The following is a 13713-nucleotide window of genomic DNA, read 5'->3' as shown; positions in this document are numbered from 1 at the left end:
TCGACTTGCATGTGTAAGGCATGCCGCCAGCGTTTAATCTGAGCCAGGATCAAACTCTTCAGTTCAATTCCTGTTAAAACTCTCGCTTGACGTCCTGTCAGCTCCGCTTCAGATCAATCGCCCAAACGCAAAAAAACAGCGCAGAAACTTTTCACCCTACACGAATCCAACAGCTTTCATCTTGCGAGTTCTCATCCCTTTGCGGCCCCCTCGCGAAGTCCGCACCAGATCAAGAACTCACACCTATCGGTTGTCCAATTTTTAAAGAACTGGCGCGCGACTTGCTTCCTGCTGCGCCCAGCTGCCGAAGCAGCGAAAGGCGGCATTATACGGGCCTGGCTGCCGACGTCAACACGTTGCGCAAGAAAAATCGCCGAGCTCGACAATCGTCGCTCAATCGATGCTGACGCGAGCGAACTTGCGCTTGCCCACCTGGATGACGAAGCGTCGCTGGCTCGCGAAGGTCATCTGCCGGTCGTCGACGCGTGCCCCATCGACCCTGACGCCACCCTGTTCGATCATGCGCAAAGCCTCGGAAGTGCTGCCGGTCAATCCGGCCTGCTTGAGGACGTGCGCAATGGCTAACGGCTGAGTACCAGCGGCAAGGCGGACTTCGGGGATTTCATCCGGAATCGCCCCCTGGCGAAAACGTGCGTCAAAATCGGCCAACGCCTGCCTGGCGGCCTCTGCGCTGTGGAAGCGCTCAACGATCTCCTTCGCCAGCTCGACCTTGACCTCGCGTGGATTGCGGCCTTCTGCGACCTCATGCTTGAGCGTGTCAAGCGCGCTCGTTGGCCGAAAGGAGAGCAGTTCCAGGTAACGCCACATCAGTTCGTCGGAAATCGACATCAGTTTGCCGAACATCTCGTTCGCCGGCTCGTTGATGCCGACGTAGTTGCCGAGCGACTTGGACATTTTGTTGACGCCGTCGAGCCCTTCGAGCAGCGGCACCGTCAAGATCGATTGCGGCGCCTGCCCGAATTGCTTCTGCAGTTCTCGTCCGACGAGCAGGTTGAATTTCTGGTCGGTCCCACCAAGTTCGAGGTCGGCGCGCAAGGCCACCGAATCATAGCCCTGGCACAAGGGGTAAAGCAGTTCATGGATGGCTATCGGTTGGCAACCAGCGTAGCGCTTGGCGAAGTCGTCGCGTTCGAGCATGCGGGCGACCGTGTGCAAGGCGGCAAGGCGGATCATTCCCGAGGCTCCAAGCGTGTCGAACCAGGTCGAGTTGAAGCAAATCTCGGTGCGCTGCGGATCGAGGATCTTGAAGACCTGCTCCTGGTAGGTCTTCGCGTTGTCGGCGATCTGCTCTGCTGACAACGGTGGGCGGGTCGCGTTCTTCCCGGTGGGATCGCCGATCATCCCGGTGAAGTCCCCGATCAGGAACACGACATGATGGCCAAGATCCTGAAAATGCCTGAGTTTGTTGATCAGGACGGTGTGTCCGAGGTGAAGATCGGGGGCCGTCGGGTCGAATCCGGCTTTCACCCGCAAAGGGCGGCCGGTCTGCAGCCGGGCAATCAATTCGGACTCGACGATGATCTCCTCGGCCCCCCGTCTGATCAATTCGATCGTGTCTCGCACGGAATGCATGTGGACTCTTTTCCCTGAACGGCTTCTGACGAGCGATTTTTTTTGCTAGACTGCGGCTCTTTGCTGCGAGCAGCCCATGAATATCGAAGAAAAGCGGATTCTAGCGCATTCCCCCGCGGCGATCGACCAGCAGCGCCGCCACCGATGGCTTGCCGCCGCTGCCGGCGGATTCTCCCTGCTGGGTATGGTAGCCGCCTTCGCCATAGTCCCGGCGGCCGGCCCGGCGCAACTCGACCAGCGCACGGTCATCGAGCAGATTCCGCTGCCGGCAGCGATCAAGCTTGACGCCGGCAACCAGGTTTTCTTGCGCGAGGAGTACATTCAGCGCAGCGACACGCTGGCTAGCCTGATGAATCGGCTTGGCGTGACCGAGCGGGCCGCGCTTGAACATCTTCGTCAGGATCAGGCCGCACTCCAGACGATCCAGCACCTGCGTCCGGGCAGCGTCGTCACGGCACGTGCGAGCGAGAACGGTGAGCTGCACTTCCTGCAGCTTCCGGTGCTCGACAAGGACGCGATGATGGTCGTCGAACGCCGCGGCGAGACCTTTGTCACACGCGAGCAGGCAATCGCGCTTGAAACTCGCATTGTCATCGGCTCGGGCGAGATTCGCAGCTCGTGGTTTGAAGCGACCGATGCGGCTGATCTGCCGGATGCCATCGCTGGCCAGTTGGTCGGTATTTTTGGCAGCGAGATCGACTTCCATCGCGATCTGCGCAAGGGCGATCGCTTTACGCTGGTCTACGAGGTGTTCACCCATCAAGGCCAGGTCGTCCGCAGCGGTCGCATCCTGGCCGCCGAGGTGACGAGCCGGCAGAAGCTCTTGCAGGCCTACTGGTTCCAGCCGGCCAAAGGCGACGGGGCTTACTACACGGCGGACGGCAAGAGCGTTCGCAAACCCTTCCTTCTCGCTCCGATCGAGTTCTCGCGCGTCACCTCGGGTTTTTCGGACGCCCGCTTCCATCCGATACTGCAGACACTGCGCGCGCACAAGGGGGTAGATTACGCGGCTCCCATCGGCACGGCGGTCCTTGCGGTAGCCGATGGCGTGGTCGACACGGCCGAGTTCCAAAACGGTTACGGCAACCTGATCGTGCTCAAGCACCAAGGCACTTACTCAACCGCGTATGGTCATCTTGACGATTTTGCGACAGGACTACACAAGGGGATGCGTGTCCGGCAGGGGGAAACGATCGGCTATGTCGGACAAACCGGCCTGGCCACCGGACCTCATCTGCATTACGAGTTTCGCATCAACGACGAGCAGGTTGATCCGCTGGCCGTCGCCTTGCCCAACTCGATTCCGCTCGACCGCGCACAGTTGAGCCGCTTCAAGAGCGCGCGTCTGGCGCTGCGTGCTCAGTTGGACATGGCTAAGCAGGTCAAGCTCGCCGCGCTGGAATAGGGGCAGGACAGAGAGGAGCCGCAGAGCAGCAGAGGAGCCGCCCTGGGCGGGCAGCTCGCAGCAGCCCAAACGGGGCGCTTCTCATCATGAGGGAAGCCGTCCGGACAATACCTCGCGGCCCTCGTTCAGGTGAACTCGCCATCGGCGCACAATCGGCACCGGGCGCCCGACCCTGCTCAGCTGCGCTTGTTGCCGGTCAGCTTCTCATACTTGACCCACAAAGCATCCTCGCTTTCCTCGTGCGCCGGGTCCTTCGGAATACAGTCAACCGGACAGACTTCGACGCACTGCGGCGTATCGTAGTGTCCGACGCATTCGGTGCACTTGTTGGGGTCAATCTCGTAGATCTCGGAGCCCTGGGAAATCGCTTCGTTCGGGCATTCCGGTTCGCACACGTCGCAGTTGATGCATTCGTCGGTAATTATCAAAGCCATGCTTGCTGTTCCTTCAGATCGTTGAAATTTCTCTTACTCGTTTGGCCAGACGCTCGCGAATCGCCGGCTGGACGAACTTGCTCACATCGCCGCCGAGGACGGCGATTTCGCGCACCATCGTCGCCGAAATGAACATGTACTGTTCGCCCGGCGTGAGGAATACCGTTTCCACTTCGGGGAAAAGATTCCGGTTCATCCCCGCCATCTGGAACTCGTAGTCAAAATCGGACACGGCGCGCAGACCCCGGATGATCACTTTCGCCTCTTTCGCGTGCAGGAAGTCCATCAGCAGTCCGTCGAAGCCGCAGACCTCGGCGTTCGAATAAGGCAGCAGCACCTCGCGCGCCATGTCGACCCGCTCGCCGAGCGAAAAGAACGGCCGTTTCGGCTGGCTCTGCGCAATCGCCACGATCACTCGGTCAAACAGGCAGCTTGCCCGCCGCACGAGATCTTCATGACCCCGCGTGATCGGATCGAAGGTGCCGGCGTAGATTGCCACCCGTCCGTTAAGTGCCATCCGTTTCGCCTCGCCGCATCAGATGAAAATAGACCTGTCCTGCCCGGTCGCTACGTACCGTGCGCCAAGCGCCGCACGCCTCGACCGCCCGCTCCGCTTCAACATAAAGAACTCCGTCTGGCGCCAGCAGACACTCGGCCAACGGCGCCAGCTGCACAAGCCAGCCGGCGTGGAACGGCGGATCGAGGAAGATGATGTCGAAACGCTGGCGGCTATGCAGAGCAAATCTTACCGCATCCGAACGCAGTACCTCCACCCGCGCTTCCGCACCCAACATTCGGGCGTTGGCAGCCAAAGCGGCAACCACTTTCGGCGAAGCGTCCACCAGCACCACTTTTGCCGCTCCGCGCGAAGCGGCTTCAAAACCGAGAGCACCGCTGCCGGCAAAAAGATCCAGGCAACAGGTTCCACTCAGATCCTGGCCAAGCCAGTTGAACAAGGTCTCGCGCACCCGACTCGGCGTCGGTCGCACCCCTGGCAGGTCCGGAAAACGCAGGACGCGCCGGCGCCAGTCGCCGCCGATGATGCGCAGTGCATTCAGAAGGCTATTCTCCCCCGACGACCACCGTCACCATCTGACCTGGCCGCAGCACGCGGGAAAAAGCTGCCCTGACGCGCTCCACGGTAACCCGCTCGATATTCTCCTGATACCGGTCGAGGTAATCCAGAGGCAGATCGTAAAAGCCGATCAGCGCGACATTCTCCAGAATCTTGCGATTGCTGTCGAGACGTAGCGGAAAGCTGCCGATCAGATTCTGCTTCGCGGCGAGCAGTTCGGCCTCGCTTGGCCCTTGGCTGAGAAAGGTGGCGAGAACCTCGCGGGTGACTCGCAGCGCCTCGTCCGCCTGCTCCTTCTTGGTCTGCATGCCGATCTGAAACGGCCCCAACTGGCCCAGCGGATGAAAGTAGCTTTGTACGCTGTAGGCCAGACCGCGCTTGTCGCGGACTTCCTTCATCAGGCGCGAGACGAAACCGCCACCACCGAGCGAATAATTCCCGACGAGTAAGGGGAAGAACTCGGGGTCGCCACGTCGTATCGTCGGCAAGCCCAACAGCAAGTGTGCCTGTGCTGCCGGATGCGCAATACGGCGCTCGCCGCCGCTCGGCAGGGCTGGTTCGGCGAGAGCTTCAGCCGGCTTGCCAGCCGGCATGGCAAGGCTCAGGTCGGCGGCCAGCGCCTCGGCCTCGGCACGCGACAGATCACCGACAATGGCGATCGTTGCGCGCTGCGCGTTGTAGTTGCTGGCGTGGAAGTCGATCACATCAGAGCGTTCGAGCGCACTCACCGACTCCGGAGTCGCTTGCCGAGCGTACGGGTGAGCGCCGTAGATCGCCGCCCAGAAAGTCTTGCTGGCAATGGCATCGGGTCGCGTCAGCGCTTCCTTCAAGGCAGCCACCGTGCGCGCGCGTTCGCGCTCGAAGGCGTCGTTGGGAAACAGCGGCTGGCCGAGGATCTGACGTAGAAGATCGAGCGCCGGCCCGCGTTTGTCGGCCATCGACAGCGTGCGCAGAGCAACCGATGCGCGATCCATATCGACGCCACCCGACAACTTTGCGCCGAGGTCGGCCAAACGGCTGGCAATCTGCGTTTCGTCCATTCCCGGCACACCGAGGTCGAGCAGCGCATGCGTCAGGGCAGCGCTGCCCGCTTTGCCGTCAGCCTCGCGTGCCGTACCAGCAGCGAAATCGACCTGCACATCGAGAATCGGCAGCGAGTGACTTTCGACGAACAGTACGCGCGCGCCGGACGGCGTCTGCCAACGTTCGATCTTTGGCCCAGCAGCCGCCAACTGGACCGCAAGAAGCAGCACACAGCCAATCAAGCACCGCATTGGATTCATCAGCTTATCCTCAATGTCGGCCAACAAACGGTGAGCGTGCGCGCGGCGCGCGGGGCAACGGCTGCGGATCGAGTTCGGCGACGGTCAAGACGTCGTCGACGAAATATTTTCGCGCTACATCCTGCACCTGTTCGGCGCTTACCGCCTGCAACTTGTCGATCATTCGGCGGTGTTGGGCGTGCGCAATGCCAACCGATTCGAGTTGCCCAATCTCCATCGCCTGAGCGAACATCGAATCAAGCTTGTAGATCTGGGCGGCGATCAGTTGTGCCTTGGCGCGGGCCAGTTCGTCGGCCGCAACGCCATCGCGCTGCACCAGCGCCAGCTCGGCGCGCAGGCCTGCCTCGAACTCGGTGCGTGTCTTTCCTTCGCTCGGCGAGCCGTACAGATAGAACAGGCCTGGCCCACGCGAAGTCGAATCGTAGCTTGCCGCAGCATCCACCGCCAGACGTTGCTGGCGAACGAGGTTCCGCGACAGGCGCGCGGCTTCGTGTCCGGCAAGAACCGCCGAGAGCATTTCCAGCGCGTACGGGTCGATGTCTCGCTCGAGGTCACGGATCACCGGAACCTTGTAGGCCATCATGACGATTGGCAACTCGGCCGGCGCTTTGACGACCAGCCGGCGCAGACCTGCCTGCGCCGGTTCGATCTGCGGCTTCCTCGCGCTCAGTGTGCGCGCTGACAATTGCCCGTAGTGCTGCTCGGCAAGCCGGAAGACCGCCTGGTGCTCGACATCGCCAACGACAATGACATAGGCGTTGTTGGGCGCGTACCAGCGCTCATACCAGTCGCGCGCATCGGCCGCCGTCATGCTTTCCAGATCGCTCATCCAGCCGATGATCGGGACGCGATAGGGATGCGACTGAAAGGCCATCGCGCTCATGCGCTCGAAGAGCAGCGCTTGCGGCTGGTCCTCGGTGCGCAGCCGGCGCTCTTCCATGACGACCTTGATCTCCTGGCTGAATTCGTTCTCGTCCAAGGTCAGATGACGCATGCGATCAGCTTCCAGTTGCATCATCTCGGGCAATCGCTCTTTCGGCACCTGCTGAAAGTACGCGGTGTAGTCACGACTGGTAAACGCGTTATCGCGCCCGCCAGCCGCTGCCACGCGACGGTTGAACTCGCCCGGACCAACGCTTGGCGTTCCCTTGAACATCATGTGTTCAAGCACGTGCGCGACGCCCGTCGACCCGCTCGTCTCATCCATGCTGCCCACCCGGTACCAGACCATATGCACTGCGGTCGGTGCCCGCCGGTCCTCCTTGACGATCACGCGCAAGCCGTTCGCCAGCCGGTGTTCGTAGGTTTCCGCCATGGCTGGTCCGGACAAGACAAGGATCAGCAGCAGGTGGATCATTCTCGCGTAGCGCATGGTCATCGGTGGCTTCTGATAGAATTTGCAAGTGTCGGTGCAGGCTGCCGGCATCTTACCATTGCTGACCTTTGCCGACGCCGGCGAGCGTTGCTCAGACACGGAAGCGCCATGTTTGGTTTCCTCAAGAAGTCTCCCGATTCCGACCCGACGCGCGCGACCGACGCCGATGATGCGGTAAACGCGCCGACGGCGTCCTGGCGGCAGCGCTTGAAAGCTGGCCTGGCGCGCACGCGCGCGCAACTGGGCGGCAAGCTGAAGACCCTGTTTGCGCGCGGCAAGGTCGATGACGAACTGCTGGAAGACTTGGAAGCCTTGCTGCTGACCAGCGATGTCGGCCTGGACGCAACGCAGCATCTCCTCTACCAGCTCAGGATGCGCGCCAAGCGCGACAAGCTGGACACGCCCGAAGCGATTCAACGCGCGCTGGCCGAGGCGCTGTACGACCTGCTGCGCCCGCTCGAAGAGGCGCTCGATGTCGGTCAGCATCGCCCCTTCATCATCATGCTGGCCGGAGTCAACGGCGCCGGCAAGACGACGTCGATTGGCAAACTGGCGAAGCACTATCAGGCGCAAGGCTTGTCCGTCCTGCTCGCCGCCGGCGATACCTTCCGTGCCGCTGCGCGCGAGCAGTTGCAAACCTGGGGCGAGCGCAACAATGTGACGGTGATCGCGCAACAATCGGGCGACCCGGCAGCCGTCATTTTCGACGCAATGGCCGCCGCACGGGCGCGCGGCATCGACATCGTTCTCGCCGACACCGCCGGGCGGCTACCGACGCAACTGCATCTGATGGACGAGATTGCCAAAGTGCGCCGGGTGATTCAGAAGGCCGATCCGAGCGCGCCACACGAAACGCTGCTGGTGCTTGATGCCACCTTCGGCCAGAACGCGGTGCAGCAGGTAATGGCCTTCGACAAGGCCATCCAGGTGACCGGACTGGTGTTGACCAAGCTGGACGGTTCAGCCAAGGGCGGCGTGCTGGCGGCGATCGCACGGCAATGTCCGAAGCCGGTTCGCTTCATCGGCGTGGGTGAAGGGATCGACGATCTGCGCCCCTTTTCCGCGCGCGATTTCGTCGACGCGCTGTTCGAGTGATCACCGCCGACGCCGTCACCAAGCGCTATCCGGAAGGCCGCGAAGCGCTCAGGGACGTCAGTTTCGAGATCACCGCCGGCGAGATGGTTTTCCTCACCGGTCATTCGGGCGCCGGCAAGTCGACGCTGTTCAGGCTGCTGGCGGCAATCGAACGACCCACCTCCGGCAGCATCGTCATCAACGGACAGAATCTTTCCGCGCTGCGCCGTAACGCAATTCCCTACCTGCGCCGCAAGCTTGGGCTGATCTTTCAGGACCAGAAACTGCTGTTCGACCGCAGCGTGCTCGACAACGTCCTCCTTCCACTGGCCATCGTCGGCCACCCGGCGCGCGACTCCTTGCGCCGGGCACAGGCCGCACTGGCCAAGGTCGGCCTGACGAATCGCGAGAAGACAATGCCAATCGCCCTCTCGGGCGGCGAACAGCAGCGTTTGGCGATCGCGCGGGCAGTGGTCAATCGGCCGGTGATCATTCTCGCCGACGAACCGACGGCCAACCTGGACGCCGCGTCTGCACGCGAGATCTTCGCTATTTTCCACGCCTTCCAGCAGGTCGGCGTAACCGTCCTGATCGCTACGCACGATCCGGTCGATCTACCCGGAGTCAAGGCTCGCGTGTTGTGTCTGGCGCGCGGAGAGATGCGCGAGGATGGGAACGAGGCGACCTGTGCAGCGAGCGCCGCATGAGACGCTGGCTGGGCCAACACTTGGCCGCTCTCGGCGACGCCCTGCGCCGCCTGCTGGCTGCGCCGCTCAACACCTTCCTCTCGCTGCTCGTCATCGGCGTCGCCCTGACCCTGCCGAGCGCCGGCTGGCTGGCACTGGAGAACGTCCGTCAGCTCATTGGCGACAACCCGGGCGTACAGCAGGTCAGCATCTTTCTCAACCTGGACGCCGAGAAGCGCGACATCGGCGAGATCGAGTCTCGCCTGCGCGCAGCGAAGGCCGGCAATTGGCGCTTCGTCGCGCGCGAGGAAGCGCTCAGACACCTGCAGGCAAGCGAAGGCATGGCGGAAATCATCGCTAGCCTGCCGCGCAATCCGCTGCCCGACGCTTTCGTCTTCACGCCGTCAAGCACACAGCCGGAGGTGCTCGAACAGCTCGCCCGCACTTTCGCCACCTGGCCGAAAGTCGCGCACGTGCAGCTCGATTCCGCCTGGGTGCACCGCCTTGCCGCACTGATCCGCCTGGGCAGGCTCGTCCTCCTGCTGCTCGGCGTCCTCTTTGCTGGAGCACTGGTGACGATTACCTTCAACACGATCCGCCTGCAGATCTTCGCGCAGGCGGCCGAGATAGAAGTGGCTCGACTGATCGGGGCAACTGACGCCTACATTCAACGTCCGTTGCACTACTTCGGCATGCTGCAAGGCGCCTTCGGCGGCCTTTGTGCGGCCTTGCTGGTCACCCTCGGCTTCCAGCTGCTGACGCCGGCGGTCGCCGAGCTGGCGCGACTCTACGGCAGCAACTTCACGATGCGCGGTTTGACGGCCAGTGATGTCGCCCTGCTGGCGGCAATCGGTGGCAGCCTGGGTTGGCTGGGAGCGAAGATCTCGGTGCTCACCCACTTGCGCCGCTTCGCCTGAGCGCTTGCGCTTGCCGGCCGAACGTCGCGAGCAGACCGGGCGGGCAGCGCTCGCGTGCGCGCTCAGCCGAGCAAGACGCACGCCCAGACGAAAGGCACGCCGAGCAAGGCGAGGAGGACGGCAGCGCTACCGACATCCTTGGCACGTTTCGCCAGCGGATGCCAGTCGAGCGACACGCGATCGACCGTCGCTTCGATCGCCGAGTTCAATAACTCGACGATCAGGACGAAAACGACGCTGCCGACCATCAAGGCCAGCGCGATGCCGCCCGGGGCGAGAAAAAACGCAAGCGGGATGAGCAAGGCGGCAAGCAGCACCTCCTGACGAAAGGCATCCTCGGCCGCATACACTGCCCGCAGACCGGCGAGCGAGTAATGCAACGCATTCCACACCCGCCGGAAACCGGTCTGCCCCTTGAACGGGCTTTCCTCAGCCACTGGATTCTCCTGCCGTCAGTCGAGACCGGCAAGTATAGCGAATCGCGTCGGAAAGGACCGCCGTCCGGGGCCCGCGCGACAGCGCCGGAGAGCGTGCGCCGGCGCGTGCCGGCCGCCGTAGCGCCGCGCGCGCAGCGCGCCGAAGCAACGTTCGCCACGCACCTGGTCACGGGCTGGGCGGGGGCGCCAAGCGGCGCTGCCCCCGCCCACCACCAGGATGGTCATTCTAACGCCGCAGTTGCACGCCTGACTTCACCGGCACAGCCTTGTCGAGAAAAGCGAGCTTGCCCATGGGCTTACCGGCACGAGCTTCCCTGCGCTCGCTGGCGCTGCTGCCGTCGACCAACGACTCTGCCAGCCACCGGCGATCGCCTTCGCCATTCCGCGCGAAAGCAAAACCTTCGTAGCGCGCCGCGAGGTCGATCACGACACTGTTGGCGACCGCCGACAACTGCGCTGCCGCCGACTGCCCGCTGGAAAGATCGGGGGCAGCGAACGCGCTGAACTCGGCCGGTCGAGCACCCGTGTTGGCGACGAAAACCGCACCATCGGTCGGATCTGCGCCAAACAGCGGCGCCGGATTGAGCGTCAGATGCGTGTCGTTGAGACGCGCCCATTGCAGATCCACCTCGACCAGGCCGGCCGCACTGGCAGCGACGCGGAACTCAAGCTCGAGCACGCTACCCTGGCCACCGGCCATTTGTTCGAGCCGGCTCATATCAACCAGCAGTTCGCCAGCCTGCTGCCGGGCAACAAAGTACTGGAAGTCGCCGGTCAGGCTACCGCGGCGGATGCCGACCAGTTCGAGCAGTTCCGGATTCCACGCCAATTGCACCTGCACCGCCTCCAGCCCGGCAGCGGTATCGAGCCGAACGGGAACGGTCACCACGCCACCGGCGACTGCCGTCAGATTGCGCGGAATATCCACCACCGGGTCGGCTCCGGTGAAATCGAACGGGCCAATGCCGGACGGTATGTCAGGAATCTCCGGACGATTGTTGCTCGCCGTTCCGGTGGTCAGCCAGTTGATTTCGCGCGCCAGCAACAGCGTGTCGGCCGAGGTCAGGTTGCGCGAGTTGTTGACGTCGGCGACAACGATCGGATCAACCAGCGGGTAAGCGCTGAATCCGGAGTCGTAGGCGCTGATCACGCGCTGCAGACGTTGCTGGTCTAGCGTCGTATAGCTTGCGCTGCCATTGGTGTCGGCAACATAGGCATTGACGTGCAAGCCGTCGTCGACGCGCACCGACTGTGCGACGCCGCCGGCGCTCAGACGCACGTCGAACAGGTCGAGCACATGTTTCGCGCCGTAGTATTGCCGGGCCGACTCGGGAACCGTACCGAGTATGCGGAGCAGCTCGCTGCTTGCCGCACCCAGCCCACTGGTCGTCAGGCTGACGCTGAGCACCCCGGGCACGCTCGTCCAGTCGACTGTACCTGTTACGCCGGCGGCCAGACTGACCCCGCTGATTTCCAGCAAAGCCGGTTCGTACGCCAGCTTGAAGTCGACCGCGGTAACCCCGGCAGCGTTGCTCAACGTAATCGGCAGGCCGACGCCGGCTCCTCCCGGGATGCCCAATGCGAGGCCGGGGCCGATCATCATTTCGCCGGCAGAAAGGACTGCGCTGCTCGATCCGGCGACGGTGAAATGCTGCACGTAGTCGCCCCCGCCCTGGCCATCGCCGTCACCATCGAGCAAATGGCCGGACGTGTCCTGCCAGCCATCGCTACGGCTGGCGAGTGTCAGCGTGTAGTCGCCAGCAGCGAGTACCCCGTTCGTCCGTACGAAGGTAGCCCCCATCCGATCGTCATCAAGAACCAGCGACCCGCGCACGCCACCAATGCTGCCCGATCCCTGCAGCGTCACGTCGGCCGGTCCCTTGGCCAGTGGTCGGTCGTTGTCACCGCTGCTGCCCGGACAGTACAGGTTGAGCACGTGTGCTTCAACCGCCCGATTGAATTCGACACGGAATCCGCTATCGGTCGGCGCAAAGCTGGTCACCCGCAGGGTCACCGGCAAGACAGTCAACTCGACCGTCACGACATTGCTATCGTCACTACCGTCGTTCGCCTTGTAGCTGAAGCTGTCGCTGCCGTGGTAGTTGGCGCTCGGCGCGTAGCTGAAACCACCGTCGGCGTTCAAGGTCAGCACGCCGTGTGCCACGTCGCTGACCAGCACCGCGCTCAGGCTGTCGCCGTCGAGGTCGCTGTCGTTGCCGAGGACACCGTTTGCCGCAACCGTCAGGCTGCCGTCCTCGTCTACCGTGTAGGCATCCCCGACCGCCAGCGGCACGTCGTTCACCGGGTTGATCGTCAGGCTGACGGTAACCACGTTGCTGTCCGAACTCCCGTCGTTCGCCCGGTAGCTAAAGCTGTCGCTGCCGTGATAGTTGGCTTCCGGAACATAGGAGAAACCACCGTCGGCGTTCAAGGTCAGCACGCCGTGTGCCACGTCGCTGACCAGCACCGCGCTCAGGCTGTCGCCGTCGACGTCGACGTCGTTGCCGAGTACACCGTTTGCCGCAACCGTCAGGCTGCCGTCTTCGTCTACCGTGTAGGCATCCGCGGCCGCCACCGGTGCATTGTTGCCACCTCCGCCGATGCTGAGGAAGACTGTCGCATTTGCGGTTGCGCTACCATCGGTCGCCGCGTAGATGAAACTGTCCGCCCCACTGTAATCAGCGTCTGGAGTGTAGCTAAACGACCCGTCAGCGTTGAGGACGAGTTGCCCATGCGACGGCGCGCTGACGACTTCCGCGGCAAGCACATCGCCGTCAACGTCGCTGTCATTCGCCAGCACACCGTCAGCGACTGCCACCGTAAGGCTAGCGTTGTGCGCCACCGAGTAGCTGTTGTCCAGCGCACGCGGCATATCATTGACGGCGCTGATCGTCAGGCTCACGGTAACAACGTTGCTCGCCGCACTGCCGTCGTGCGCCTGGTAGCTGAAGCTGTCGCTACCGTGGTAGTTGGCGCTCGGCACGTAGGTGAAGCTCCCATCCGCGTTCAGCGTCAGCGCGCCGTGTGCCACATCGCTGACCAGTACCGCGCTCAGGCTGTCGCCGTCGACATCGCTGTCGTTACGCAGTACGCCAGCGGCGAGAACATCCAGCGTTTGGTCCTCATCAAGTGTGTAGGCTTCAGTCACGGCCACGGGCGCATCGTTTACCGCGTTGATCAACAGATTCACCGTGACCACATTGCTGTCGGTACTGCCGTCGTTCGTCCAGTAGCTGAAGCTATCGCTTCCGTGGTAGTTCCAGAACGGCGCGTACTCGAAACCTCCCGCTGCGTTCAAGCCCAGCACACCGTGGGCAACGTCACGCGCCATGAAGAGGGTCAGCCGGTCGCCGTCAACGTCGCTGTCGTTGCCGAGTACACCGGGGTTGGGAACAAGCAACCTGCCGTCTTCGTCTACCGTGTAGGCATCCTCG

12 protein-coding genes and 1 rRNA gene are annotated in these 13713 nt (G+C 62.9%); 4 read left to right on the top strand and 9 right to left on the bottom strand.

Going from position 1 to position 13713, the window contains the following annotated elements; translation table 11 throughout:
* Both Q1L59_RS13100 and tyrS read right to left on the bottom strand, forming a co-directional pair.
* Positions 1 to 65: ribosomal RNA gene (locus Q1L59_RS13100) — 16S ribosomal RNA — on the bottom strand; the annotation flags it as partial.
* Between the two features lie 328 nt (positions 66 to 393).
* Entirely contained in the window at positions 394 to 1593 is a 1200-nt protein-coding gene (tyrS, locus tag Q1L59_RS13095; RefSeq protein WP_300332870.1) for a tyrosine--tRNA ligase, read from the bottom strand.
* A gap of 76 nt (positions 1594 to 1669) precedes the next feature.
* Here tyrS and Q1L59_RS13090 point away from each other — a divergent pair, with 76 nt between their 5' ends.
* Complete coding sequence (locus Q1L59_RS13090; RefSeq protein ID WP_300332869.1) at positions 1670 to 2998, top strand: M23 family metallopeptidase; 1329 nt, start codon at positions 1670 to 1672, stop codon at positions 2996 to 2998.
* 176 nt (positions 2999 to 3174) lie between these two features.
* Here Q1L59_RS13090 and Q1L59_RS13085 read toward each other — a convergent pair whose 3' ends face one another.
* The 5 genes from Q1L59_RS13085 to Q1L59_RS13065 are packed head-to-tail and all read right to left on the bottom strand — an operon-like array spanning position 3175 to position 7168.
* Positions 3175 to 3432, bottom strand: a complete 258-nt coding sequence (locus Q1L59_RS13085; RefSeq protein ID WP_300332867.1) for a YfhL family 4Fe-4S dicluster ferredoxin — start codon at positions 3430 to 3432, stop codon at positions 3175 to 3177.
* A 13-nt stretch (positions 3433 to 3445) separates the two neighbouring features.
* A complete protein-coding gene (gene coaD / locus Q1L59_RS13080; protein ID WP_300332864.1) occupies positions 3446 to 3949 on the bottom strand; it encodes a pantetheine-phosphate adenylyltransferase in 504 nt (167 codons plus the stop codon).
* Complete coding sequence (gene rsmD, locus Q1L59_RS13075) at positions 3939 to 4490, bottom strand: 16S rRNA (guanine(966)-N(2))-methyltransferase RsmD (protein WP_300332873.1); 552 nt, start codon at positions 4488 to 4490, stop codon at positions 3939 to 3941. The genes coaD and rsmD overlap by 11 nt, the downstream gene beginning before the upstream one ends.
* Before the next feature lie 4 nt (positions 4491 to 4494).
* Positions 4495 to 5790: a pitrilysin family protein gene (locus Q1L59_RS13070; protein ID WP_300332862.1), complete on the bottom strand. Its 1296-nt coding sequence runs from the start codon at positions 5788 to 5790 to the stop codon at positions 4495 to 4497.
* Positions 5791 to 5800: 10 nt separating this feature from the next.
* Positions 5801 to 7168 (bottom strand): pitrilysin family protein, encoded by a 1368-nt coding sequence (locus Q1L59_RS13065; RefSeq protein WP_300332860.1) that lies wholly within the window; start codon positions 7166 to 7168, stop codon positions 5801 to 5803.
* Positions 7169 to 7273: 105 nt separating this feature from the next.
* Here Q1L59_RS13065 and ftsY point away from each other — a divergent pair, with 105 nt between their 5' ends.
* From ftsY to ftsX, 3 genes are read left to right on the top strand one after another with little or no spacing between them, the layout of a single operon-like run.
* Entirely contained in the window at positions 7274 to 8260 is a 987-nt protein-coding gene (ftsY, locus tag Q1L59_RS13060; RefSeq protein ID WP_300332858.1) for a signal recognition particle-docking protein FtsY, read from the top strand.
* A complete protein-coding gene (locus Q1L59_RS13055) occupies positions 8257 to 8946 on the top strand; it encodes an ATP-binding cassette domain-containing protein (protein ID WP_300332856.1) in 690 nt (229 codons plus the stop codon). Before ftsY ends, Q1L59_RS13055 begins: the two co-directional genes overlap by 4 nt.
* Positions 8943 to 9842, top strand: coding sequence for a permease-like cell division protein FtsX (ftsX, locus tag Q1L59_RS13050; protein WP_300332854.1), 900 nt, complete (start codon positions 8943 to 8945; stop codon positions 9840 to 9842). Before Q1L59_RS13055 ends, ftsX begins: the two co-directional genes overlap by 4 nt.
* A 62-nt stretch (positions 9843 to 9904) precedes the next feature.
* On the opposite strand, the gene Q1L59_RS13045 is transcribed toward ftsX, so the two are convergent.
* Together Q1L59_RS13045 and Q1L59_RS13040 are read right to left on the bottom strand one after the other, a co-directional pair.
* Complete coding sequence (locus Q1L59_RS13045) at positions 9905 to 10279, bottom strand: diacylglycerol kinase (RefSeq protein ID WP_300332851.1); 375 nt, start codon at positions 10277 to 10279, stop codon at positions 9905 to 9907.
* 226 nt (positions 10280 to 10505) lie between these two features.
* Positions 10506 to 13713 (bottom strand): Ig-like domain-containing protein (locus tag Q1L59_RS13040; protein ID WP_300332849.1); only part of this gene is annotated, 3208 nt, incomplete at its 5' end.

This window comes from Accumulibacter sp. (genome assembly GCF_029255125.1).
Classification (GTDB): Bacteria; Pseudomonadota; Gammaproteobacteria; order Burkholderiales; family Rhodocyclaceae; genus Accumulibacter.
The sequence above is the reverse complement of the archived record's forward strand: the minus strand, read 5'-3'. Positions and strand labels throughout refer to the sequence as shown.